Source organism: Streptomyces sp. NPDC020192, from assembly GCF_044388685.1.
Classification (GTDB): Bacteria; Actinomycetota; Actinomycetes; order Streptomycetales; family Streptomycetaceae; genus Streptomyces.
The window spans coordinates 115,928-138,994 of the sequence record NZ_JBIRXG010000014.1 but is presented as its reverse complement, the minus strand read 5'-3'; the positions used below and the strand labels follow the sequence as shown (position 1 = coordinate 138,994).

The window sequence follows — 23,067 nt, the reverse complement described above, 5'->3', positions numbered from 1 at the left end:
CCGGCATCCGTACGTCCCGCACCGACGGGCTCCGCTGCGAGAGCGCCGCGCTCGCCGCCGTGCGGACCGGCTTCGTCCGCCGCCCTACGAGGGCCACCCCGGCGATCGTCAGCGCTCCCCCCCACCAGCTCGACCGGCCGCGGGCGTTCGCCGAGCCAGACGAAGGCGGCGGCGAGGGTGGCCGCGGGGACCAGGCACAGGGCGGCGGTGGCCGCGGTGACGGTGCGGCGCGCGACGGCGTGGCCCCAGACGAGGAATCCGGCGGCCGAGGGCCGGACGCCCAGGTAGACGGCGGTCAGGAGGCCGTGGCGGCGCATCGAGTCGGCGAAGGAGCGCAGGACGTCGCCATGACCGTCACGCCATCGGTGTCGAGGCCGGTCGGCTGGAAGACGTTCGGGTCCTCGTCACCGGTGCCCCGCTCCAGGCCGGTGAAGGTGTTGACCCCGAAGTGCAGGAAGGCGGTGCGCTCCTGCCGTTGCCAGGCGATCCGTCGTGCGGTGGGCCGGTGGCCGTCGTCGGTCACGCTCACGCCCATCTGCGTGATCGCGTTCACGAGCCGATAGCCGCCCGTGGCCGGCACCAGCTGCCAGCGCTGCAGGGTGTTCGCCGCGTCGCAGCTCTGCGGGGTGGCCTCGACGCCGGGCTGGAGCGGCACGTTGAGCGTGAGCTTGCCACCCCGCACCTCGAGGCAGCCGTCGGCGGTCCGCAGGGTGACGTAGCCGTCGGCTGTACGCAGCACCCGCGCCGTGTACGACATCCCGTCCGCCCGGAAGGTGTACGTCCCGTCCGGCACCGGCACCCGGGCCAGGTCCCGCCGGCCGGGTGCGTGCCCGACGGCGGTCGCGCGCGGTGAACTTCGCGTAGGTGGCGTCGGGGTGTGGATCGCCCCAGGTCGCCTGGGCGATGTGGTCGAGTGCGGGCCAGAGTAGTGTCCAGGGGGACGGGCACCGGGTCGGGGACGGCGGCCCAGGGGCCCTGGCGTTCACCGGCCCGGGCGGGTGTGGCGGCGGTGAGAGGGAGGGCGGCCACAGCGGTCAGGCCGGCCGCCGCGCCGAGGATGTGCCGCCTGGGATGCGTGCTCATGAGCGGCTCCCATACATTCCGATTCATCGGACGTCTGATGATTGTGCGGGGTCTCCGGACCGTCAACGGGCTTGCGAGGAAAGGAATTTGATCCAGAGGTCGGATGACCGGTCCAAGGGTGATCCCTGGCCTCTCGACGTGCCGCCCGCGAGCGTGCACAGTTCTCCCTGCGCCCCTGACGCATACCGACGAGTAGCCGACGACTGACCGAGGAGTGTGCCCGTGACCGAGTGGGCCGGCCGGACCGCCGCAGAGATCGCCGCCGCCGTACGCGCGAAGGAGGTCACGCCCCGGGAGGTGGTGGCCGAGCACCTCGCGCGGATCGAGCGGTTCGACGGGCGGATCGGGGCGTTCCGGAAGGTGCGGGCCGAGGCGGCGCTCGCCGAGGCCGACGAGCTGGCCTCACGTGCCGACCTGGCCGAACTGCCGCTCGCGGGCGTGCCGTTGGCCGTGAAGGACAACGTGGCGGTGCGCGGCGAGGCGCATCGCGACGGGTCGGCCGCCACGCCCGACACCCCGGCCGACGCGGATCATGTCACGGTGGCCCGGCTGCGGGCGGCCGGCGCGGTGGTCGTGGGTCTGACGAACGTGCCCGAGCTGTGCGTCTTCGGCACCACCGAGGGCGTGTACGGCACGGCCCGCAATCCCTGGGACCTCTCCCGGACGGCGGGCGGCTCCTCCGGCGGCAGCGCGGCCGCTGTCGCCGCCGGGCTGGTGCCGCTCGCGCTCGGCAACGACGGCATGGGCTCACTGCGCATCCCGGCCGCGAACTGCGGTCTGGTCACACTGAAGCCGGGGCACGGGGTGGTACCGGCCGGGATCGGCAACGGCGACTGGTTCGGCATGGCGGAGAACGGCCCGCTCGCCACCACGGTCGAGGACCTGCGGCTGATGCTGGACGTGCTCGCCGGCACCGCCCTCCCCCGGGCGTCGGAGCCCGCGTCGCTGCGGGTCGCCGTGGCCCTGCGCAGCCCGCTCGCCGGGATCAGCGTGAGCAGGCCGTATACGACCGCGGTCCGTGAGGCGGCCGGGGTGCTGGCGCGGGGCGGACACCAGGTGCGGCGGGCCGAGCCACCGTATCCGCTCTCACTGAGCGTGACCGCGTTGCGGCACTGGACGGCGGGGACGGCCGTGGACGCCGAGGGCCTGGACCCGGCGCGGCTGGCCCGGCGGACCCGGGTGCACGCGGCGCTGGGCCGGCGGTTCGTCGGCTCGGTCCGGTCCGGCGACGGCCGCGAGCGGCTGCGCGCGCGGCTGACGCCCTTCTTCACCGAGCACGACGTCCTGCTCACCCCGGCCCTGGCCCGCCGCTCCCCCGCGGCCGGACCGTGGCACGAGCGCGGCTGGCTGCGCAACATCCTCGCCAACAGCGCGTACTCCCCGTTCACCCCGCCGTGGAACCTGACCGGCTGGCCCGCGATGGCGGTCCCCGTCGGCACGCTGCCCTCGGGCGCCCCCTGTGCCGTACAGCTCGTCGGGCGCCCGGGCTCGGAGGACGTGCTGCTGGGGCTGGCGGAGGAGCTGGAGAGGCGGCGGCCCTGGCAGCGGACGGCACCGATGACCGGCTCCTGAGCCCCGTCTACTCCAGGGACCGGTACATGATGTGCAGGCCCACCCTGCCGTGCCGGGGGTGGTCGTACGCCTGCGGGACCGTGCCGAGGATCGTGAAGCCGAGGGAGGTCCACAGGCCGACGGCGGGGTTCGTCTCGACCACGGCGTTGAAGACCATCGCGCGATACCCGTGCGTCCTGGCCTCGGCCAGGACGTGTTCGGCGAGGGCGCGGCCGACGCCCTGGCAGGCGTGATCGGGGTCGACCATGAAGCCGGCGTTGGCGACGCGGGCGGCGGGGCCGCCGTAGTTGGGGGTGAGACAGGCCGAGCCGACCACGTCTCCCGCGGGATCCTCGGCGACGTACACGCGCTTGGCCGGGCTCATCCACAGGGCGCGGGCGTCGTCCTCGCTCGTCCCCGGGTCCCAGGCATAGGTCTCGCCGGCGGCGACGATCCGGTGCCAGAAAGGCCAGATCCGCGGCCAGTCGGCGGCCGCGGCTTCTCTGATCAGCATGGGCGTGAGTCTGTCAGGTGCTCGCGCCCATGCGTACGGCGATCGCGAACGGGGCTGCCCGGCTCAGTCGACGCTGGGCAGGATGTGCGGCTCGGCGAGGTCGTCCTCGTAGCCCGCGAGACGGATCGGGGCCGAGCGGGCCCACACGTCGAGGCTGCCGAGCTCGCCGGGCCGTCGGCCCCCTTGCTCCGTCTGTTCCTTGGGGCGTTGCTCGCGATTCGTCTTCTCCGGTGTCACCGCGCACTCCTTCTGTGTCGGGTCACCCTCGGGGGCCTTCCGGACAGCCTGCGCTCCGGTTCTCGACGCCCGCTCGGGTCTGGATGGAAGCCAGTTCGGACGCGGTGGCGCCGGTACGTACGGACGTCGGGTGTGGGTGGGACCCGGTGCTGCTGTCCGCATCTACCAGGGTAACCAAATGAGCGGACCTCCGCTCGATAGGGAGTGCAAACAAGCTGTAACGGCTATGAGTCATGCGGCACACCAATGCCCCTCAATATGCCGCTATTTGTCACAACGCGCATCACGTGGCCCGCATCGCGATTCACCCGGTCGGTCTACTTGGCGACGCGGCACGGTTCAGGTGCCGTTGGCCGGGCCGCAAGCTCGCCATGATCTGCTGGCGTGCGGGCAACGGCTGTCTCGCGGAAGGACTGACGCATGGAGCTGCGCAGCGTCGAGGAGCTGATGGATCTGCTGTACGCCGGCCGGCACCAGCACGCGCTGCGGACCGCGGCGCTGCTGCGCCGCAGCCGTCCCGCCGACAAGGAGCTCCAGGTGGCGGGGCTGGTGCACGGGATCGGGCCGGTACTGTGCCCCGCCGACGAGGCGGGCCGGGCCCGCAGCGCGGCCGAGGCGGTGCGCCCGCTGCTCGGGGAGCGGGTGTTCCGGCTGGTACGCGGGGACGGCTCAGCTGCCGACGACGATCTGCTGCGGCTGCGCCTCGCGGACGAGGAGGGCCGCACGGCCGGTTTCGACGCGGGCGTCCTGGAGGACTGGCGCACGGTCCTGGAACTGGTGGCGGCCCGGCATTCGAGGCTCGGCGCGGTGGAGTAGACACACCTCTGCCATCTGACGGCTCGTCATGAGACGGTACGGCGATGACCTCGTCGTACGGGCTCAGGGGCAGGGCGGCCGTCGTCACCGGTGGCACGCGGGGGATCGGGCGGGCCGTGGCCGAGGCGCTGGCAAAAGCCGGCGCGCGGGTGTGCGTGACCGCGCGGGACGCGGCCGAGGTGCGGCGGCAGGCTGCCGAGCTGGGCGGGATCGGGCTGGCCGGGGACGTGGCCGCCCCGGGGCACCTGGAGGCGCTGACGGACCTGGCGCTGCGCACGTTCGGGCGGCTGGACGTCGTCGTCAACAACGCGGCGACGAACCGGCCGTACGGCCCGCTGATGGAGGCCGACCCGGAGGCGTGGCGGGAGGCGTTCGCCGTCAATGTCGAGGCTCCGCTGCGGCTGGTGCGGTGCGCGTGGCGGGGCTGGATGCGCGAGCACGGCGGGGCCGTCGTCAATGTGTGCACCGAGGGCGCCGGGCATCCCGGGCCGAACGTGGGGGCGTACGGCACCACCAAGGCGGCCCTGCTCCATCTCACCGGGCAGCTCGCGGGTGAACTCGCGCCCCGGGTGCGGGTGAACTCCGTCTCCCCCGGGCTGGTGCGCACCGAGATGGCCCGGTTCGTGTGGGAGCCGGGCGAGAAGGAGGTGGCCGCGGGGCTGCCGCTCGGGCGGATCGGGGAGCCGGAGGACGTGGCCCGGGCGGTGCTGTGGCTGGTGTCCGACGCGGCCGAGTGGATCACCGGCGCGGATCTGCTCGTGGACGGCGGGACACGGGTGCGCGCCGCGTCCACGGCGGGGCCGTACGCGGTGCACCAGCGCCTGCGTGGGGTGCCCGAGATCTAGGCGGCGACGCGGCCTGGCCCCCCGAAGGGGCCACAGTCCCATGGGGCCTGCAAGAGGATTTCAACCACGAAGAACGCGTCACCTGCGCACCGGGCACTCCGGCACGACCGCTTCACCGTACGGGGCACGCGCCCGCGCCGGCCACCGGTTTGTTTCTCGAGGGGTGTCACCACTTGCCGGGCGCGTAGTCCTTCATGAAGACGCCGTACAGGTCCTCGCCCGCCTCGCCGCGCACGATCGGGTCGTAGACGCGGGCCGCGCCGTCGACCAGGTCGAGCGGGGCGTGGAAGCCGGCCTCGGCGAGGCGCAGCTTGTCGAAGTGCGGGCGCTCGTCGGTGATCCAGCCGGTGTCGACGGAGGTCATGAGGATGCCGTCGGTGTCGAACATCTCCTGTGCGCTGGTCCGCGTGACCATGTTCATGGCCGCCTTCGCCGCGTTGGTGTTCGGGTGCCCGGCGCCCTTGTAGCCACGGGCGAAGACGCCTTCCATCGCCGAGACGTTGACGACGTAGCTGCGTCCGCTGGCCGCCTTCTTCGCCGCGTCGGCCATGGCCGGGCGCAGGGCGCTGATCAGGATGAACGGCGCGGTGTAGTTGCACAGCTGGGTCTCGAGCAGCTCCACCGGGGAGATCTGCTCGATGGTCTGCACCCAGGTGTTGGTGTCGACGACGTCGGGGACGAGGCCGCCGGCGTCGATGGCGGTGCCCTCGAGGTGCCGGGCGACGCTGGCGTTGCCCGCGACGAGTGCGAGGTCGGCGACCTTCTGCGCGTCGAGGCCGCTGGTGCCGAGGGGCAGCGCGGCGATGCCGTCGACGGAGCCGGAGTTGAAGGCGCCGATGACGGAGTGGGCGGGCAGCTCACCGGCGGGCAGCGGCGCGGTCTCCCCGTCCACGAGGGCGGCGTACGCGGTGGGCAGCCGGCGTACGGTCTGGGTCGCGTTGTTGATCAGGATGTCGAGCGGGCCGGCCTCGGCGACCTGCTCGGCCAGGGCGACGGCCTGGGCGGGGTCGCGCAGGTCGATGCCGACGACTTCGAGGCGGTGGATCCAGTCCGCCGAGTCCTCCATCGCCTTGAACCGACGGATGGCGTCCTTCGGGAAGCGCGTGGTGATCGTGGTGTGCGCGCCGTCGCGCAGCAGCCGCAGCGCGATGTACATGCCGATCTTGGCGCGGCCGCCGGTGAGCAGGGCGCGCTTGCCGGTGAGGTCGGCGCGGGCGTCGCGCTTGGTCCTGTTCGTGCGGGCGCAGTCCGGGCAGAGCTGGTGGTAGAAGTAGTCGACCTCGACGTAGCGGCCCTTGCAGGTGTAGCAGGAGCGCGGGCGCTGGAGTATGCCCGCGATCCTGCCTTCCTCGACCTTGGAGCTGGGCAGGATGCCCTCGGTCTCGTCGTCGATGCGCTCGGCGGAGCCGGTGGCGGTGGCCTCGGTGACGGCACGGTCGTGCGCGGTCTTGGCGGCGCGGCGCTCCTGGCGGCGGCGCTGCTTGACCGTGCGGTAGATGTGCGAGGTGGCCCGGCGCACCTTGATCGCGTCGGGGTGGTCGACCTCGATCCGGTCGAGCTCCTCGAGCACGCTCAGGCAGACGGCCAGCCGCTCGGGGTCGATACCCGGCCCGTAGACCACCTCGTCCGTGGCCGTGGAGACCATGGAGCCGTCCTCTGTCACCGTCATCGCGCCGCTTCCCTGATCACCCGCGCAGCGCGCCGACTCGCGCCCGCTTTCGAACGGGGGATTTTACGGAGAGCGGGGGCCAGGAACCAAACCGCGCCGGGCGACGATCTACGACCCCGCAGGCCGCCGACGGCGCCGGCGCCCCACGGGGCACCCGCGTCCGACGACGAGAGCGGTACGGGTGGTGCGGGTGGTGCGGGTGGGAACCCTCGAACAACGACCCCGCAAGCCGCCGACGGCGCCGGCGCCCGACGGGGGCCACCCGCACCCGGCGACGGGAGTCGCACGGGTGGGCAGGTGGGAACCCCCTCAGGCGTCGCAAGCCGACAGCAGCGTCGCGAGTTCGGCCGACACCGCGTACGCGAACCGGTCCAGGTCCGGCACGGCCTGCGCGTCGGCGACCAGGCCGTAGTGCACGCGGCCGCGGTACGTCGAGATGGCCACCGCCAGGGACTGACCCGGCGCGAGCGGGGCCAGCGGGTAGACCTCGGTCAGCTCGTGGCCGCCGAGCCTCAGCCCCAGCCCGGGCAGCGGCACGCTGGTGACCAGGATGTCGAACCACAGCCGGGCCGCCTGGCCGACCAGCGGCCCGCCGAGCCGGTGGCCGAGCGCCGGGACGTGGTCGGCGAGCAGCGCGACCGCGCCGGCGCCCCGGTTCGGCCCCGCGTCCTTGTTGCGGACCATCGCCGTGCGCACGGTGTCGAGGCGGCCGAGCGGGTCGGACTGGTCCACCGGGAGCCGTATCAGATAGCCGGAGAGCCGGTTGCCCTGCGGATGCGCGGCGCGCGGGCGGCGCCGGGAGACGGGGATGAGGGCGCGCGGCGCCACGCCCTTGGTGCACTCACCGCGCTCCTCCAGCCAGCGGCGCAGCGCTCCGGCGACGACGGCGATGAGTACGTCGTTGACCGTGCCGCCGGCGCTCTTGCGCACCCGGTGGACGTCGTCGATGTCCACGATCACGCCGGCGGTGCGGCGGGTGCCGCTCGGGGCCGAGGTCAGCGCGGAGGTGGGGCGCATGCCGAGCGTGGACCGGGCGAGGGAGGCGCCGATGTCCAGGGCCCGGCCCGCGTCGGACAGGGCGCCGCGGACCAGCCCGGGGAGCAGTCCCGGCAGCCTGCGCACATCCGTCAGCAGTCCGCGCGGTGGTTCGATGGCGCGCGGCGCCCGCTCGGGCAGGTCCACCGGATCCAGCACACCGGCGGCGAGCTTGAGCGCGCGCAGCCCGTCGGCGAGGGCGTGGTGGAACTTGAACAGCACCGCGAACGACGTCCCGTCCTCGCCGGGCAGCACATGCGCCTCCCACGGCGGCCGGCCGCGCTCCAGCGGGCGTTCCATCAGCCGGCCGGCGACGGCGTGGAAGTCGGCGGTCGGGGCGTGCAGCCGGACGTGGTTCAGCGGGTCGAAGTCGGGGTCGGTCTCTCTGGCCGCGCCGCCGAAGGCGAGCGGCTGCCACAGGTCGCGGATGCGCAGGCGGAGTCCGGGTACGGCGGCGGCGCGGGCGGCGAGCAGGTCGGCCGCGTGGGCGCCGGCGGTGGGCGAGTGCGCGCCGAAGACCCCGAGCGCGCCGAGGTGCATCGGATGCCGGTCGGACTCGATGTTCCAGAACGCCAGGTCGAGTGGAGCGAGCAGATCGGAAGTCAAGGGCTTGCCTCACGCGTCGACGACGGGTGGATGTGCGGTCACTCGCAGTCAATCTCCGCCACCTGATTACGGTCAAGTACGATCAGGCTACGCTCAGTTAACAGCAGATTAAGTCCCGCCCCACCAGCAGGGGTGGGCAGGGGCGGGACCACGTGATTTGTCGGTTCACCTCAGGACGGGCTGCGCCGCCGTGGGTGACGTACCCCACTCAGACGGGCGCGAGCCGACCGTGAACGCGAGCGAGCGCATCGACCGCAGCGCGTCGTTCGTCAGATAGGTCCGGCCGTGCGCGGTGCCGTCGGTGCGGACGGCCTGGATGTAGCGGACGGTGGCCGAGGTGCCGGGCGCGGCGATGGTCAGTCCGCCGCTCGGCCAGTAGCGCCGGTCCAGGGCGAGGTCGACCCGGTCGAACACGGGCGTGGACAGGCCCCAGGTGCCGTAACCGGGCTGGATGGGGAACAGGCCGATGGACGACAGCACGTTCCAGGCGGACATCGTGCCCAGGTCGTCGTTGCCGGTGATGCCGGTGGGCCCGTCGGTGAACAGGGTCAGGGCGGCGTGCACCACGTCGGTGGTCTTCCAGGGCTGGCCGGTGGCGAGGTAGGTGTACGGCGCGATGAGGTCGGGCTCGTTCATCGGGTTGTACATGGCGGCGTTGTAGTAGTCGTACGCGTCGCCGTGCACCCACACCTCGCGGGCGGTCCTCGCGGGGTCGGCCAGCAGCTTGTCGTAGGCGAAGAAGGAGTCCAGGCGGTCGTTGGCCGCGTGCTCGCCGCCGATGAGCCGCACCATGCCGGGGACGTCCTGCGGGACGAGCCACTGGTACTGCCAGCCGGTGCCCTCGTGGAAGCCGGTGCCGCGGGCCGGGTCGGCCGAGCCGGTGAAGGCGCCGGAGGCGTCGCGGGCGCGGAAGAAGCCGGTCGTGGGGTCGAAGATGTTCCGGTAGTTCTGCGCGCGGGCGGCGTACCGGGCGGCGTCGGCGGCGTGGCCGAGGCCGCGGGCCATCTGGGCCAGCATGGCGTCGGCGAGCGCGTACTCCAGGGTGACGGAGGCGCCGTGGTGGTAGTCGGAGTCGCCCATCTTGGCCAGCGGGCGGTCCGGGACGTACGGGGCGAAGCCGTGTGCGAGGTACTCGGCGTTGGCGTCCCGGCCGATGCCCGGGTACTCGGCGGGCGGAACGCCGTCGGCGTTCTTCTTCAGCGCGCGGTAGGCCCGCTCCTCGAAGCCCTTGAGCAGGCCGGTCTGATACGCCGTGGTCAGGAACGGGGTGACCGGGTCGCCGCTCATGACGTTCGTCTCGACCGGGCCGTAGCCCCACTTGGGCAGCCAGCCGCCGTCCTCGTCGACGGCGACCACCGAGCGCGCCATGTCCCGTGCCTCGCGCGGGGCGAGCAGGGCGAGGAGCTGGACCTGGGTGCGGTAGGTGTCCCACAGCGACCAGTTCTGGTAGTACGTGAACCCGTCGGCGCGGTGGGTACGGCGGTCCCAGCCGGTGTAGCGGCCGTCGGCGTCGCCGCCGATGTTCGGCGCGAGGAACGACCGGTACAGCGAGGAGTAGAAGGTCCGGCGCAGCGCGCTCGTGCCGCCCCGGACCCGGACACCGGCGAGCCGGCTCTCCCACTCCGCGCGGGCCCGCTCGCGTACGGCGTCGAAGGACCGGCCGCCCTCGGCGGCGAGGTTGCCGGCCGCGCCGCGTGAGTCGACGTACGACAGCGCTGTCGTCGCCTCGACCGTGCGGTCCCCGCGGGTGTCGAAACGGACGTAGGCGCCGCCGTGTCCGCTGCGCGAGCCCGGGGTGACGCTCTGGCCGTCCCAGGTGCCGTAGGCGGTGAAGGGCCGGCTGAAGCGGGTGATCGTGTAGACGGTGTAGGGGCCGGTGTCCCGGCAGAAGCCGTGCCCGCTGATCTCGGTGCGCACGGTGTGGTCGTCGATGATCTCGACGGTGGCGGAGACCGGCTTGTGCAGGGCCTGGGCCGCGTTCAGCAGGATGTTGGCCTTGTCGGTGGCCGGGAAGGTGTAGCGCTGCACGCCGGTGCGCTCGGTCGCGGTCAGCTCGGCGCGGATGCCGGAGGACAGGCCGACGCGGTAGTAGCCGGGGCTCGCCGCCTCGTCCTGGTGCGAGAAGGGGGCCGCGTACTTGGTGTAGTCCGTCTGTGCCACCTCGCCGGTGGTCGGCAGCACGGGCAGGTCGCCGCCGATCCGGCAGCCGACGCCCGAGAGATGGACCAGGGAGAAGCCGCGGATACGGTTCTGCGTGTAGTCGTAGCCGGCGAAGTGCCCGGTGTCCGGGGAGAACTGCACCATGCCGAAGGGTACGGCCGCGCCGGGGAAGGTGTTGCCCTCGTTCTGGCTCCCGATGAAGGGGTTGACCAGGTCGGCGAGGTGGCCGTCGGTCCGCTCGGCGGCCCGTGCGGGGGTGGCGATCAGCGTGGACGCTGCCATCACCCCGGCCAGACACAGCCGTGTACGCCGGGTCCCTTTCATGTCGGATGACCTCCGGAGGTTCGACATCGTTCCCTGCATCCTGAGGGGCGAACGACGCGAACCCGGGCAACCGGAGGAATTCACGCGGAACGCGTCGCGTCCGCACGCCGTCTGACGGCGTGTCCGTCAGGAGGTCAGGACACCCGCTGTCCCTTCCCCAGGGCGATCACCCCGCCCGCCGAGACCGTGTACAACTCCGCGTCCCGTTCCGGGTTGACGCCGATCGTCGCGCCCGGCGGGACCTCCAGGTTCTTGTCCAGGACGGCACCGCGGACCACCGCGCCCCGGCCGATGCGGACGTTGTCGTGGAGGACCGAGCCCTGGACCACCGCCCCGGGATCGACCCGCACGCCGGGCGACAGCACGGACCGGGTGACCTGACCGCGGATCAGGCAGCCCGCGCTGATGATGGACTCGCTCGCCATGCCGCCCGCGTTGAAGCGGGCCGGGGAGAGCTGGCCCGAGTGCGTGTAGATGGGCCACTGCCGGTTGTACAGGTTGAAGGCGGGGCGCTCGGCGATGAGGTCCATGTGCGCCTCGTAGTAGGCGTCCAGGGTGCCCACGTCCCGCCAGTAGCCCTGGTCGCGGGTGGTCTCGCCGGGCACGTGGTTGTCGCCGAAGTCGTACAGCTGGGCCTCGCCGCGCGCGGTGAGCTGGGGCAGGATCGAGCCGCCCATGTCGTGCACCGACTGCCCGTCCTCGGCGTCCCGCTGCAGCGCCTCGACGAGGGCCTTGGTGGAGAAGACGTAGTTGCCCATCGAGGCGAAGACGGTGTCCGGGGCGTCCGGCAGCCCCGGCGGGTCGGCGGGCTTCTCCAGGAAGCGCTGGATCGTACGGCCGTCCGAGCCGGGCGTGATCACCCCGAAGGCCGAGGACTCCGCGCGCGGCACCCGGATCCCGGCCACCGTCACCCCGGCGCCGCCGTCGATGTGCTGCGCGAGCATCTGCCGCGGGTCCATGCGGTACACGTGGTCGGCGCCGAACACCGCGACGTACTCGGGCTGTTCGTCGTACACGAGGTTCAGGGACTGCAGGATCGCGTCGGCGCTGCCCAGGTACCAGCGCGGGCCGAGACGCTGCTGGGCCGGGACCGGGGTGACGTAGTTGCCGAGCAGGCTGGACATCCGCCAGGTGGTGGTGATGTGCCGGTCCAGCGAGTGCGACTTGTACTGCGTCAGCACACAGATGCGCAGGACGTCGGCGTTGACGAGGTTGGACAGGACGAAGTCGACGAGGCGGTACGTGCCGCCGAAGGTGACGGCTGGTTTGGCACGGTCGGCGGTCAGCGGCATCAGCCGCTTGCCCTCCCCGCCCGCCAGAACGATCCCGAGAACCGAAGGTCCACCACGACGCATGGGTCGCTCCCCTCACCCTGGATGAACCATCAATGCCCCGAGCCCGCCCGGGCTAAGCCCTCTTGAGGATCTCCTCGTACAGTCCGGCGGTCCGCCTGGCCACCGCGTCCCAGCCGAACTCCCCCACCGCGCGCACCCGTCCGGCCTCTCCCATCCGCCGGGCGGCCGCCGGATCGCCGAGGACTTCGTCCAGCGCCCGGGCGAGACCCGCCTCGAACCCGTCGGCGTCATCGTCCACGTCCACCAGGAGACCCGTCGTGCCGTCGTCCACCACTTCCGGAATGCCACCGACCCGGGAGGCCACGACCGGGGTCCCGCACGCCATCGCCTCCAGATTGACGATGCCGAGCGGCTCGTACACCGACGGGCAGACGAACACGGCGGCACGCGTGAGGAGTTGGATGACCTCCGCGCGCGGCAGCATCTGCGGGATCCAGAACACGCCCTCGCGGACCCGGCGCACCTCCTCGTACAACTCCCGGAACTCGCGGTCGATCTCCGGGGTGTCGGGGGCTCCCGCGCACAGCACGACCTGGGCGCCCGGGTCGATCTCCCGTACGGCGCGCAGCAGATGGGGCACGCCCTTCTGGCGGGTGATCCGGCCGACGAACAGGACGTACGGGCGGGCGGGGTCGATGCCGTGCCGCAGCAGGGCGTCGGTGCCGCGGTCCGGGCGGTACAGGCGGGTGTCGATGCCGTTGTGCACGACGTGGACGTTCGCCGGGTCCAGCGCCGGATAGCAGGCGAGGATGTCCTCGCGCATGGCGCCCGACACGGCGATCACCGCGTCGGCGGCCTCGACGGCGGTCCGCTCGGCCCAGCCCGACAGCGCGTATCCGCCGCCCAGTTGCTCCGCCTTCCAGGGGCGCAGCGGCTCCAGGGAGTGCGCGGTGACCACGTGCGGGATGCCGTACAGCAGCTTGGCGAGATGCCCGGCGAGGTTCGCGTACCAGGTGTGGGAGTGGACGAGTTCGCGGCCTTCGAGGGCGGCGGCGATGGAGAGGTCCACGGAGAAGGTGCGCAGCGCGTCGTTGGCGCCGTCGAGCGCGGACCAGGGCCGATGGCGTACGACGCCGACCCCGCGTCCCTCGCCCCAGCAGTGCACCTCCAGGTCCACCAGGGCGGTCAACTCCCGTGCCAAGAATTCCACATGGACTCCGGCGCCGCCGTACACGTCCGGGGGGTACTCCCGCGTCAGCAGTCCCACACGCACCCGACAACCCCCTCGTACCGGCGGCAGGTTCCCCTCATGGTCACCCAGAAGCGGCGTTCGGGGAAGAGCGCGGGGGCCGCGTGAAGCAGCAGTCTCCGCAGACCCCGCCGCCGGGCACCCGGTAGTACAGGCAGCAGCTGCGGCGGCGGAACGCGGTGCCGGTGCGGGTTCCGGTGGTGCGCAGCAGGGGGTGGGTGAAGAGGGCGTCCGTGAGCGTGCGGGTCCGGTCCGCCACGTCACGGCGGCCGTTCGCCCGGGCCCAGCGGTCCAGTTCCCGGGCCGCGCCGGCGAGGGCGGAGCCCGCGTTGCCCCACAGCAGCCCGGCCGCGAGCCCGTAACGGGCGGTCAGGGTCTCCCCCAGGGGCTCCAGATGCCCGTGCAGGACGCCGGCAACGAGGTCGGGTTCCCCGGGCAGCGGGCGCACGTCGGTCAGCCACAGGTCGTCGGGGGCGGAGCCCAGGGGGTCCCAGCGCAGCAGGCGGGGGCCGAGGTCGGGCAGCCGGCCGTAGAGCACGGCGCAGCCGAGGGCCGCCGACCACAGCCGGGCGGCCAGCCCCTGCTGCGCGAGGGAGGCGGCGACCCGCGACTCGGGGGTGCGCAGCCGCTCGGCGACCACCTCGACCCGGGCGGCCAACGGGTCGCGGTGACCGTCCGGGGGTGCCGTCCCGTAGGCCTCGGCGAGCGTCGGCAGCGCGGCCGCTCCGTCGGTGCGCAGGACGAAGAAGCCGCCGAGCGGGCGGAGGGCGGCGAGTTCGGGGTCGAGGTCCACGACAGGCAGTAGTACCAGGCGCACCCGTCGCAAGGATGATCAGGCTACGGGTCTACTCCATCGGCAGTAGGACCCATTGCGTGCTCAGGGACGACGACGGGAACAGCGCGGACGGGCAGAGTGTTGGGCATGGATGCCGTCCGTACGCCGCACCGGGCTCAGGGCCCCCGTCTCACGCAGAGGAGACGCTGATGAGCGCCCTCGCGCTGTCCGTGCTGTTGTCGGTCGTGTCCGCCCTCGCCTACGCCGGCGGCGCGATCGTGCAGGAGCAGGTCGCGGTGTCCTCCCCGGACAGTGCGTACATGCCCCTGCGGCGGCCGAGTTGGTGGGGAGCGCTGGCGCTCAACGGGCTCGGCGGTGTGCTGCACGTGGTGGCGCTGGCCTACGGTCCGCTCAGTCTGGTCCAGCCGCTCGGCGCGCTGACCATCGTCTTCGCGCTGCCGATGGCGGCGCTGTTCGTCGGCCGCCGGGCCGGGGCGACCGCCTGGCGCGGCGCCGTCATGGCCACGGTGGGCCTCGCCGGCCTGCTGTCCCTGGTCGGGTCCACCGACTCCCACTCCCTCGACACGGCCCAGCGGGTCGCGGTCGCGCTGGTCACCGGCGGCGCGGTGGCGGCGCTGACGGTCGCGGGGCTGGCCGCGCACCGGCACCCGGCGGTGCGCAGCGTGCTGCTCGCCGCCGCCTCCGGCATAGCGTTCGGCATGTCGTCGGTGTTCACCAAGACCGTCGCCGAGGACTGGACCCACGGCATCGACCTGGGCGACCTGCCCTCGCTCGCCGTGATCGCCCTGTTCGCGGTCGCGGGCGTCGTGCTGTCCCAGGCGTCCTACCGGGGCGGCGGCCTCGCCGCCCCGCTGTCCATGCAGACCGTGGTCAACCCGGTGCTGGCGGCAGCCGTCGGCATCCTGATGTTCGGCGAGACGTTCCGCTACGGCGACCTGGGCACCGGGCTCGCCATCAGCTGCGGAGTGGTGGCGGGGGGCGGCCTGGTCATGCTGACGACCGAGCGGATCGGGCGCACCGGAACGCCCGCGGCGGCGGACACCCCCGTGCCCGCCACGGACCCGGCCGCCGCCGAGCCGGAGGCGCTCCCCGGCGTACCGCACCAGCGGGTGACGACACCGGCCGAGGCGGAGCGGCCCGCCCCTGCCCGGACCGACGGCGGGTTCGACGGACCGGCTCCGCGGGACGTGCTGCTGCCGGCTCCGGGCGGCGTCGGGGAGGATGCCGAGGGCGGCGAACCGCCCCCCGGCTGGCTACTCCCCGTGCCGGGCGTCCTCTTGTCGCTGCCGGATCTGAACCGTACGGGCGTCAGATCCTGACGCCGCCGGCCCGCAGATAGGCGAGCGGGTCGATGTCCGAACCGAAGTCCGGTCCGGTCCGTACCTCGAAGTGCAGGTGGGGACCGGTGACGTTGCCGGTGGCCCCGGAACGGCCGATGCGCTGGCCGGTGCTGACGTTCTGCCCGATCCGCACGGAGATCGCCGACAGATGGCCGTACTGTGAGTAGCGGCCGTCGGCGTGCCGGATCACCACCTGGTAGCCGTACGAGCCGCCCCAGCCCGCGGCCACCACCTCGCCGGCCTCCACGGCCTTCACGGAGGTGCCGGTCGACACGAGGAAGTCGACGCCGGTGTGGTAGCCCTTCGACCAGTGGGCGCCTGCCACGCGATAGCCGGTGCCGAGTGGGGCGTTGACCGGCGCGACGAGCGTACGGCCGGTGGTCTTCGCCTTGTGGGGCGCTGTCCTGTGCTCCGAAGGGGCTTTCTTCTTCGAGGACTTCGGGGACGTGGTGCCGGGGGCGGCCGTGCCGCGCAGGCTGAGCCGCTGGCCGGGCAGGATCAGGTCGGGGTCGGCACCGATCGTCGAACGGTTGCCGGCGTAGAGCGTGTGCCAGCCGCCGCGCACATGGTGGTCCTCGGCGATGCCGGAGAGCGTGTCGCCGTGCACCACCGTGTACATCTCGGCCCGGCCGGCCCGGGACTGCGGAGTGGTCTGCGGCGTGGCGTCCCGTACCGAGGTCTTCTTCTCAGCGGCCACGGGCCGGGTCGCGACGCTGTCCGTGTGCGCGCCCGGGTCGGCGTCCCCCCTGGTCAGCCCGGCCCGCACCGAGCAGACCGGCCAGGCGCCGGGCCCCTGTCCGTCGAGGACCCGTTCGGCGACGGCGATCTGCTGGTCGCGGGTGGCGAGGTCGGCGCGCGGTGCGTACCGGGTGCCGCCGTACGCCTCCCAGGTGGACTGGGTGAACTGCAGCCCGCCGAAGTAGCCGTTGCCGGTGTTGATGCTCCAGTCGCCGCTGGACTCGCAGGCGGCGACCTTGTTCCAGGTGGCCGCGTCGGCCGCGTCGGCGGTGCCGGCGGCGACCAGCGGGATGGCGAGGCCGGCGCCGCCCGCCGTGACGGTGAGTGAGGCGCGGTTGATCCTGTTCGGCTGGTACCGGCGATGCCGGCCGCGTACGGCCATGTCCGAATTCCCCTCGGCATGCGTCAGGAGGGGCAAAACTAAGTGCCACGAACAGGCCATGACAAGACGGAAAACCGGCCTCCCCCACCGCCCAAGTGGCCGGGAACGGCCCCTGCTTGGCCCGATCCGCGGAACAGTGAGGCTTCAGGCACCGTCGCCGCGTACTCAAGGCTGGCGGGTCGGATGTGCGCTCGCCACAGCGGCACGTCAGGATGGGCGGGGACCCGTACTGACGGAGCCGTAGTCACGAGGCAATCAGGGAGCAGGCGGCATGAGCACTTCAGCGCAGATCGGTGTCACGGGCCTCGCGGTCATGGGCCGCAACCTCGCCCGCAACTTCGCCCGCAACGGCTACACCGTCGCCGTGCACAACCGTACGGTGGCGCGCACCAAGGCGCTGGTGGAGGAGTTCGGCGACGAGGGCGACTTCATCAAGGCCGAGACCGCCGAGGAGTTCGTGGCGGCGCTGGAGCGTCCACGCCGCCTGGTGATCATGGTCAAGGCGGGCGGTCCGACGGACGCGGTGATCGAGGAGTTCGCGCCGTTGCTGGAGCCCGGCGACATGATCATCGACGGTGGCAACGCGCACTTCGCGGACACCCGGCGCCGGGAGAAGGCGCTGCGCGAGCAGGGCATCCACTTCGTCGGCATGGGCGTCTCCGGCGGCGAGGAGGGCGCGCTGCACGGGCCGAGCATCATGCCGGGCGGCCCGAAGGAGTCGTACGACTCGCTGGGCCCGATGCTGGAGAAGATCTCGGCGAAGGCGAAGGACGGCGCGCCCTGTGTGACGCATGTGGGCCCCGACGGCGCCGGTCACTTCGTGAAGATGGTCCACAACGGCATCGAGTACGCCGACATGCAGCTGATCGGTGAGGCCTACCAGCTGCTGCGCGATGTCGCCGGGTACTCCCCCGCCGAGATCGCGGAGATCTTCCGTGCCTGGAACCAGGGCCGGCTCGACTCGTACCTGATCGAGATCACCGCCGAGGTGCTGTCGCACGTGGACGAGGCGACCGGCAAGCCGTTCGTGGACGTCGTGGTCGACCAGGCCGAGCAGAAGGGCACCGGCCGCTGGACGGTACAGATCGCCCTCGACCTGGGCGTTCCGGTGTCCGGCATCGCCGAGGCGGTCTTCGCGCGCTCGCTGTCCGGGCACGCGAAGCTCCGCGAGGCCTCGCAGGGGCTGGCGGGCCCGACGGCCGCGCCGATGGGCAAGGAGGAGGCGGCGGCCTTCGCCGACCGGGTGGAGCAGGCGCTGTACGCGTCCAAGATCGTGTCGTACACGCAGGGCTTCCACGAGATCGCCGCGGGCAGCGAGGAGTACGGCTGGGACATCGACCTCGGCGCGGTGTCCGCGATCTGGCGGGGCGGCTGCATCATCCGTGCGGCCTTCCTGGACCGCATCCGCGCCGCGTACGACGCCCGCGCCGATCTGCCGAGCCTGCTGTCCGACGAGACGTTCGCGCGCGAGATCGCCGACGCGCAGGACGACTGGCGTGAGGTGGTGATCGCGGGGGTGCGGCAGGGCGTGCCCACGCCCGGCTTCTCGGCGGCGCTGGCGTACTACGACGCGCTGCGGGCGTCCCGCCTGCCAGCGGCGCTTACGCAGGGGCAGCGGGACTTCTTCGGGGCGCACACGTATCGGCGGGTGGACCGGGAGGGTTCCTTCCACACGCTGTGGGGTGGGGATCGGTCGGAGGTTTCCGCGTAAGGCGGGGGCTTTGTGTTCCCCGCGCCCCTTGGTTCTTCGACCCGGTGTTTTCAGGCGCGGGTGAGGGGTGGGCCCGGCTCGGGGTTCGGTACGGGCTCTGGGCCGGGCGGGATGGGAGACGGTGAAGGCTCCGGGGGGACCGGGCCTGGTGGGGGTGGTGGTGGTGACGGCTGGGGTCCCGGCTCGGGTGGGGTGGGAGCGGGTGAGGGTTCGGGGGGTGGGACCGGGGTGGGGTAGGGGTCCGGGGTTGTCATGAGGGCCTCCGGGCAGTCGCGGGACGGCGTCCTTCTGGACTCATCGTCCCTCTGGACTCATCCCCCGACTGCCCCGCGGGGCCTCGGTCACTCACCCGGCAGGGCGAGCCGGGCGTTCAGAAGCGGCCGGGGTGGGCCCGCAGCCAGTCCTTCGCGGCCGACAGCAGTTCCGGGTCGGCCGGCGGGGCGACCTCGGGGTGGCGTTCGGCCCACTTGACGACGTACGGGCACAGCGGGGCCACCGGGACGCCCTCGCGCTCGGCGAGGGCGTACAGCTCGCGGGCGAGGGAGCCGGCGATGCCCTGGCCCTCGTGGGCGGGCTCGACGATGGTGTGCACCGGAACCAGGGCGCGTGCGGGCGACTCCAGGACGAAGTACTCGATACGGCCGACGACCTCACCCTCGCCGACGGCCTCCAGGCGGCCCGCCGCCCGGTCGTCGCGGATCTCGATCTCGCTCATGGGCTCACACGCTCCTGGTCCTGGTACGGCGGTCCGGTCAGGCCGTCGGCACGGCCTGCGGGCTGCGCTGCTGGTCCGAGCCGGGCACCGGTTCGGACGGGTCGGCGCCGAGGGACACGATGCGGTTGCCGCCGTCCACGTGCACCACGCGCGGCCGCAGCGCCCGCGCCTCGGCGTCGGTGACCTGAGCGTAACTGATGATGATCACCAGGTCTCCGGGATGCACGAGGTGGGCGGCCGCCCCGTTGATCCCGACGACCCCGGACCCGCGCTCGCCCTCGATGACGTACGTCTCGAGCCGGGCGCCGTTGGTGATGTCGACGATGTGCACAAGCTCACCGGGCAGCAGGTCGGCGGCGTCGAGGAGGTCGGCGTCGATGGTCACCGATCCCACGTAGTGCAGGTCGGCCTGGGTGACGGCGGCCCGGTGGATCTTGGACTTGAACAGAGTACGCAGCACTTTGGACTCCTGTTTGACGGCTCCCTGCCTGCTTTGTGCAGGTCAAGGGCGGTCTCGACCTTACACCGACACCCCCGTGAGATGTTTGTGAGGAACATCGCTCCGGTCAGGCGAGACGGCTTCCTACCTGGGCTTTCCCTTCGCTCAGGCATCTGTTGGGGACGATCGCCCCAGAACGCGCGGGGACTCATGCTGACCGGATGCTGACTTACCTGGCGAGCTATCAGATATGCGGGAAACCTCTCTGCACACGGACGACGCCTGCCCACGCACCACCAAACTGTCGGGCACCGACATCGCTCCGGTGCACGGAACACGGCCCCTTTGGCCATCAGCCGGTCGACGCTCGACCGCTCCGGAAGTCGGCTCGCTGGTTGCCGCCCGCCCGAGGCCCCTCGGCAGCGTGGAACTCGCGAGCGACGGCTTCCCGCCCGGCGGCTTCGCGAGCAGGAGGCGTGGTAGGAGACCGACCCCGGCCGGTGGCGCACGGGCCTCCTTCGGCGCGGGGAGCGGAAGCGTGTACGGGCCCGGTGCCGACGTTGCTGCAAGCGAGCAGGACTGAGCGCCTGGGATGCGAACGTCTATTCCATGATCCGCAGGACCCACCAGCATGCGGCCAGTGCGCGACGCGATGGCGCAGAGCAGCAGGATCTCCCCCGGCGTGGTCATCCTGGAACTGGACGACAGCTGGCGCCCTGCAAGCCAACTCTCGAAGAGGACCACGAACCAGGGCTCGTTGCTCGCGCTGAAGCGCGAGAATCGTCGCATGGTTCGCTCGTTCTTCCGCAACTCTGTCTCCGACCGCGAGGATGCAGGGCGCCTGCGCAGTCAAGCAGCTGAGGCCAAGCACACCGCCGCAATGCAGGCAGCCGGATACGAGCCGCTGGAGCCCTTTCCCGGGAGCGGGCAACCGTGGCGGTCCCGGCACCTGGCGTGCGGAAGCATCGTCTCCCCGCGACCGGCGTACCTCAGCGCCGGCAGGGTCGGGTGCACAGAGTGCGCGAAAGAAAGTCGCCGGGCGATTTTCCAGGAGCGCGCCGGCGGGGCCGAGCGGGCCGAGGCGGACATGCGGTCGGTCGGTCTGGAGCCGCTGGAGCCGTACCTCAACAGCCAGACACCGTGGCGCTGTCGCTGTACCGCGTGCGGGGCCGTCGGCGCACCCCGACTGTCAGCAGTCCGGAACCTGATCAAGGAGGGGACGGCGTCGGGCTGCGCCACGTGCAATCGCAGGGTCCGCGGCCGGCGGCAGCGCGAGGCCAACGCCGAAAAAGCGGAGGCCATGATGCGCGAGGCAGGGTACGAGCCGCTGGAGCCGTATGTGTCCGCCGCCGCACCGTGGAGCTGCCGTCATGCGACGTGCGGCAAGGTGGTCCGGGTGAAGGCGTCGAGCGTCCGCAGCGGCTACGACCCGTGTCCGGTCTGCCGGGCGGAGGGGTACAAGCAGCGGGCTGCTGCCCGCCGTACCGATGCGGCTGAGGCCACCGCTCTGATGCGGGCGCACGGCTTCGAGCCGCTAGAGCCGTATCCCGGCTCTTCGGTGGGCTGGCACTGCCGCTGCACCACGTGTGGGAAGGAGTCGAAGCCCCTGTACTCCGGCGTCAAGGGCCGCGGGTACGGCTGCGGACACTGCACATCCGCCGTGCAGGGCAGCCACCCACCGTGGTGGGCTCCGGGTTGGAACCTGCTGGCTACACCGCATGCTCTCGCTGCAACGGCGGTAGAGGGGATGGACACGATGACCGCCTCTCAGGCGTTCTCGTCATGGATCCGCGCACCCAGATCCTCCGCCCACTCCAGCGCCCACGCCTTGAGTTCTTCGATCTGCCGGGAGGTGAGCCCGTACGCGGTGTAGTCCTCATCCTCGTACCAGTCCGCGCCAATAAGCCGGTCCCTAAGGTCTTCAAGGCTGAACTCGTCGTGGGCGCGACGGCGGCCCAGGGATTCGAGGTCGGCGGTGGAGCGGTGGCGGGAGGCGGCCTGGACGTCGATGAGGTCACGGACGGTGCCGCGGTCGGCGAGGGCACGGACCTTGGTGCCGATCACGTCGTCGAGGGAAAGAACGGGGCCGTAGGGGGTCTGAGCGGGAGGGGCCCAGAACGCCTCCTTGAGGACGTCGACCTCGCACTCCTCGCCGGTGTCCGGATCGGTGACGAGGAAACGGCCGCTGAGCGGATCGGTCTGGACGTGCGTGGTCCACCATCCGCGCGCGCTGAGACCTGCTGTGAGTGAGGCGACGATCTCCTGCATCGGAGCGGGGTTCTCGGTGGCGACGTCGAGGTCGCGGCTGAAGCGTTCGACCAGGCCGTGGGCCTGCACGGCGTATCCGCCGGTGAGGACCAGAGGGTAGGGGGAGCCGAGGTCGAGGATGTCGGCGAGGAGACGCTCGTGGAGCGGAGTGAGCTTCACGCGGCGGTCGTGTCGGCCGGAGCGGTGCGGAGCAGCTCAGGGAAGGCGTCCTCCCAGACCTCGCGGATGTAGGGACTGACCAAGCGCCGCAGAACGGACCACTGCTCGGTGAGCAGCCGGTGGTGCAGGAGGGCCACCAGGTCCTCACTCAGTCCTTCTGCGAGGACAGTCCGGTAGAGCGTCATGCGGGACTTCGGACGGTCCAGGCTGTAGCTCGTCCGCCCGGACCAGACGATGTGGAGCGGCAGGTCCACGTTGCCCTCGACGGGGCCGGCCAGCTCCTGCAAACGCTCGGGCAGTCGGCTGCGGTAGCGGTCCCGCAGCACCTCGGCGCGGGGAGCGGTGATCGTCGGGTCCATGCATCCAGTATCGCTGCTGGGAGGCGGCGGCATGGCGGATACGGGGCTCTTCTGTCGTACGTACGGGTCGGGCGCCGCCCGCCCCTCCCTCGGACGCTCATCATGGCCTACCCGTACAGCCCCAGGTGGCGTAGCAACCGGCTGCCCTGCCGACCTAGGACCAGCCCCGCTCGCGGGCGCGGGTGATCGTGGCACAGCAGGTCACGCGGAGGACCGCCGCGATGGAGTCGGCTGCGGCTTCCGTCTCGGCGTCGGGAATGACGACGGTCCCGAGGAGGCCCATGGCGCCGGCGCAGTGGACGAGAGGGCACCCGGCGGGCGACGGTCAGGGCATCCCGCTCGCGGTGTCGCTGACCGGCGGTAACCGTGGGCGACGTCACCCGGTTGCCGCCTCTGCTCGACAAGATCCCGCGGGTAGCGGGACCGGTCGGCCGCCCGCGCCGACGGCCTGATGCCCTGCTCGCGGACCGTGGCTACGACCATGACAAGTACCGCCGTCTTGTGCGGGCTCTCGGCATCACACCGGTGATCGCCGAGCGGGGCGAGGACCACGGCAGTGGCCTGGACGTCTTCCGGTGGGTGGTCGAGCGCACGATCGCCTCCCTTTTCGGCACGACTTCCAGATAGTCCGTTTCTCCGGTCCTCCCTGCCGCGCATGTCGCGTTCCCATGTCGGAGAAGGAAACGGGAAACAGCATCGATCGTCTTGTCCGCCCCGGCCAGACTGCCGCACGCTACGTGCAGCGCCGACTCGGCCGATGGCGGGAGGGGTTGGAG

The 23,067-nt window shown here is 72.2% G+C and carries 19 protein-coding genes and 3 pseudogenes; 6 read left to right on the top strand and 16 right to left on the bottom strand.

Translation table 11 applies throughout. The features are described from left to right. Positions 1-176 precede the first annotated feature (176 nt). Positions 177-317 (bottom strand): annotated as a pseudogene (locus tag ACH47Z_RS26385) (hypothetical protein); the annotation flags it as partial. 191 nt (positions 318-508) lie between these two features. Then, positions 509-920: pseudogene (locus ACH47Z_RS26380) on the bottom strand (glycosyl hydrolase family 20); the annotation flags it as partial. Between the two features lie 385 nt (positions 921-1,305). Here ACH47Z_RS26380 and ACH47Z_RS26375 point away from each other — a divergent pair. Further along, positions 1,306-2,655: an amidase gene (locus ACH47Z_RS26375; protein ID WP_399077738.1), complete on the top strand. Its 1,350-nt coding sequence runs from the start codon at positions 1,306-1,308 to the stop codon at positions 2,653-2,655. 7 nt (positions 2,656-2,662) lie between these two features. On the opposite strand, the gene ACH47Z_RS26370 is transcribed toward ACH47Z_RS26375, so the two are convergent. Together ACH47Z_RS26370 and ACH47Z_RS26365 are read right to left on the bottom strand one after the other, a co-directional pair. Continuing rightward, positions 2,663-3,148, bottom strand: coding sequence for a GNAT family N-acetyltransferase (locus tag ACH47Z_RS26370; RefSeq protein WP_399077736.1), 486 nt, complete (start codon positions 3,146-3,148; stop codon positions 2,663-2,665). A 63-nt stretch (positions 3,149-3,211) separates the two neighbouring features. Next, positions 3,212-3,385, bottom strand: a complete 174-nt coding sequence (locus ACH47Z_RS26365; RefSeq protein WP_399077734.1) for a hypothetical protein — start codon at positions 3,383-3,385, stop codon at positions 3,212-3,214. 420 nt (positions 3,386-3,805) lie between these two features. On the opposite strand from ACH47Z_RS26365, the gene ACH47Z_RS26360 reads away from it, so the two are divergent. Then, positions 3,806-4,201 (top strand): hypothetical protein, encoded by a 396-nt coding sequence (locus ACH47Z_RS26360; protein ID WP_399077732.1) that lies wholly within the window; start codon positions 3,806-3,808, stop codon positions 4,199-4,201. A 44-nt stretch (positions 4,202-4,245) separates the two neighbouring features. Then, the gene (locus tag ACH47Z_RS26355) at positions 4,246-5,046 is read left to right on the top strand and encodes an SDR family oxidoreductase (RefSeq protein WP_399077730.1); all 801 of its coding nucleotides are present in this window, start codon (positions 4,246-4,248) and stop codon (positions 5,044-5,046) included. Between the two features lie 166 nt (positions 5,047-5,212). On the opposite strand, the gene ACH47Z_RS26350 is transcribed toward ACH47Z_RS26355, so the two are convergent. The 6 genes from ACH47Z_RS26350 to ACH47Z_RS26325 all read right to left on the bottom strand — a co-directional run bounded on the left by ACH47Z_RS26350 (position 5,213) and on the right by ACH47Z_RS26325 (position 14,195). Next, positions 5,213-6,715 carry an SDR family NAD(P)-dependent oxidoreductase gene (locus ACH47Z_RS26350; protein WP_399077728.1) on the bottom strand — a complete coding sequence of 501 codons (1,503 nt, stop codon included), beginning with the start codon at positions 6,713-6,715 and terminating at the stop codon, positions 5,213-5,215. Between the two features lie 309 nt (positions 6,716-7,024). Then, positions 7,025-8,356 carry a wax ester/triacylglycerol synthase family O-acyltransferase gene (locus ACH47Z_RS26345; RefSeq protein WP_399077726.1) on the bottom strand — a complete coding sequence of 444 codons (1,332 nt, stop codon included), beginning with the start codon at positions 8,354-8,356 and terminating at the stop codon, positions 7,025-7,027. A 165-nt stretch (positions 8,357-8,521) separates the two neighbouring features. After that, positions 8,522-10,840 (bottom strand): GH92 family glycosyl hydrolase, encoded by a 2,319-nt coding sequence (locus ACH47Z_RS26340; RefSeq protein ID WP_399077724.1) that lies wholly within the window; start codon positions 10,838-10,840, stop codon positions 8,522-8,524. Positions 10,841-10,974: 134 nt separating this feature from the next. Then, positions 10,975-12,195, bottom strand: coding sequence for a glucose-1-phosphate adenylyltransferase (gene glgC, locus ACH47Z_RS26335; RefSeq protein ID WP_399077722.1), 1,221 nt, complete (start codon positions 12,193-12,195; stop codon positions 10,975-10,977). Positions 12,196-12,247: 52 nt separating this feature from the next. Beyond that, positions 12,248-13,408 (bottom strand): glycogen synthase, encoded by a 1,161-nt coding sequence (gene glgA, locus ACH47Z_RS26330; RefSeq protein WP_399077720.1) that lies wholly within the window; start codon positions 13,406-13,408, stop codon positions 12,248-12,250. A 40-nt stretch (positions 13,409-13,448) separates the two neighbouring features. Continuing rightward, positions 13,449-14,195, bottom strand: a complete 747-nt coding sequence (locus ACH47Z_RS26325) for a (2Fe-2S)-binding protein (RefSeq protein WP_399077957.1) — start codon at positions 14,193-14,195, stop codon at positions 13,449-13,451. A 173-nt stretch (positions 14,196-14,368) separates the two neighbouring features. On the opposite strand from ACH47Z_RS26325, the gene ACH47Z_RS26320 reads away from it, so the two are divergent. Further along, positions 14,369-15,499, top strand: coding sequence for a DMT family transporter (locus ACH47Z_RS26320; protein ID WP_399077718.1), 1,131 nt, complete (start codon positions 14,369-14,371; stop codon positions 15,497-15,499). Here ACH47Z_RS26320 and ACH47Z_RS26315 read toward each other — a convergent pair. Beyond that, positions 15,489-16,640 (bottom strand): transglycosylase family protein, encoded by a 1,152-nt coding sequence (locus tag ACH47Z_RS26315; protein WP_399077716.1) that lies wholly within the window; start codon positions 16,638-16,640, stop codon positions 15,489-15,491. The two genes, ACH47Z_RS26320 and ACH47Z_RS26315, sit on opposite strands and share 11 nt — an antisense overlap. Positions 16,641-16,911: 271 nt before the next feature. On the opposite strand from ACH47Z_RS26315, the gene gndA reads away from it, so the two are divergent. Continuing rightward, a complete protein-coding gene (gndA, locus tag ACH47Z_RS26310; protein WP_399077714.1) occupies positions 16,912-18,351 on the top strand; it encodes an NADP-dependent phosphogluconate dehydrogenase in 1,440 nt (479 codons plus the stop codon). A gap of 370 nt (positions 18,352-18,721) precedes the next feature. Here gndA and ACH47Z_RS26305 read toward each other — a convergent pair whose 3' ends face one another. The 5 genes from ACH47Z_RS26305 to ACH47Z_RS26285 all read right to left on the bottom strand — a co-directional run bounded on the left by ACH47Z_RS26305 (position 18,722) and on the right by ACH47Z_RS26285 (position 22,574). Beyond that, positions 18,722-19,066 (bottom strand): GNAT family N-acetyltransferase, encoded by a 345-nt coding sequence (locus tag ACH47Z_RS26305; protein WP_399077712.1) that lies wholly within the window; start codon positions 19,064-19,066, stop codon positions 18,722-18,724. Between the two features lie 37 nt (positions 19,067-19,103). Next, positions 19,104-19,526, bottom strand: coding sequence for an aspartate 1-decarboxylase (panD, locus tag ACH47Z_RS26300; RefSeq protein WP_399077710.1), 423 nt, complete (start codon positions 19,524-19,526; stop codon positions 19,104-19,106). 1,746 nt (positions 19,527-21,272) lie between these two features. After that, positions 21,273-21,932 (bottom strand): nucleotidyl transferase AbiEii/AbiGii toxin family protein, encoded by a 660-nt coding sequence (locus ACH47Z_RS26295; RefSeq protein ID WP_399077708.1) that lies wholly within the window; start codon positions 21,930-21,932, stop codon positions 21,273-21,275. Continuing rightward, entirely contained in the window at positions 21,929-22,291 is a 363-nt protein-coding gene (locus tag ACH47Z_RS26290; protein ID WP_365800967.1) for a hypothetical protein, read from the bottom strand. Before ACH47Z_RS26290 ends, ACH47Z_RS26295 begins: the two co-directional genes overlap by 4 nt. Before the next feature lie 154 nt (positions 22,292-22,445). Further along, positions 22,446-22,574, bottom strand: a complete 129-nt coding sequence (locus tag ACH47Z_RS26285) for a hypothetical protein (RefSeq protein ID WP_281261912.1) — start codon at positions 22,572-22,574, stop codon at positions 22,446-22,448. Between ACH47Z_RS26285 and ACH47Z_RS26280 the strand changes: the two are divergent. Next, positions 22,573-22,897: pseudogene (locus tag ACH47Z_RS26280) on the top strand (transposase); the annotation flags it as partial. The gene ACH47Z_RS26285 and the pseudogene ACH47Z_RS26280 overlap by 2 nt on opposite strands. Positions 22,898-23,067: the final 170 nt, after the last annotated feature.

Bases quoted from the DNA above. Each gene is read 5' to 3' on its own strand.
- ACH47Z_RS26370 (WP_399077736.1), bottom strand. From the start codon at position 3,148: ATGCTGATCAGAGAAGCCGCGGCCGCCGACTGGCCGCGGATCTGGCCT.
- ACH47Z_RS26360 (WP_399077732.1), top strand. From the start codon at position 3,806: ATGGAGCTGCGCAGCGTCGAGGAGCTGATGGATCTGCTGTACGCCGGC.
- ACH47Z_RS26355 (WP_399077730.1), top strand. From the start codon at position 4,246: ATGACCTCGTCGTACGGGCTCAGGGGCAGGGCGGCCGTCGTCACCGGT.
- ACH47Z_RS26350 (WP_399077728.1), bottom strand. From the start codon at position 6,715: ATGACGGTGACAGAGGACGGCTCCATGGTCTCCACGGCCACGGACGAG.
- ACH47Z_RS26340 (WP_399077724.1), bottom strand. From the start codon at position 10,840: ATGAAAGGGACCCGGCGTACACGGCTGTGTCTGGCCGGGGTGATGGCA.
- glgC (WP_399077722.1), bottom strand. From the start codon at position 12,195: ATGCGTCGTGGTGGACCTTCGGTTCTCGGGATCGTTCTGGCGGGCGGG.
- ACH47Z_RS26320 (WP_399077718.1), top strand. From the start codon at position 14,369: ATGAGCGCCCTCGCGCTGTCCGTGCTGTTGTCGGTCGTGTCCGCCCTC.
- ACH47Z_RS26315 (WP_399077716.1), bottom strand. From the start codon at position 16,640: ATGGCCGTACGCGGCCGGCATCGCCGGTACCAGCCGAACAGGATCAAC.
- gndA (WP_399077714.1), top strand. From the start codon at position 16,912: ATGAGCACTTCAGCGCAGATCGGTGTCACGGGCCTCGCGGTCATGGGC.
- ACH47Z_RS26305 (WP_399077712.1), bottom strand. From the start codon at position 19,066: ATGAGCGAGATCGAGATCCGCGACGACCGGGCGGCGGGCCGCCTGGAG.
- ACH47Z_RS26290 (WP_365800967.1), bottom strand. From the start codon at position 22,291: ATGGACCCGACGATCACCGCTCCCCGCGCCGAGGTGCTGCGGGACCGC.
- ACH47Z_RS26285 (WP_281261912.1), bottom strand. From the start codon at position 22,574: ATGGGCCTCCTCGGGACCGTCGTCATTCCCGACGCCGAGACGGAAGCC.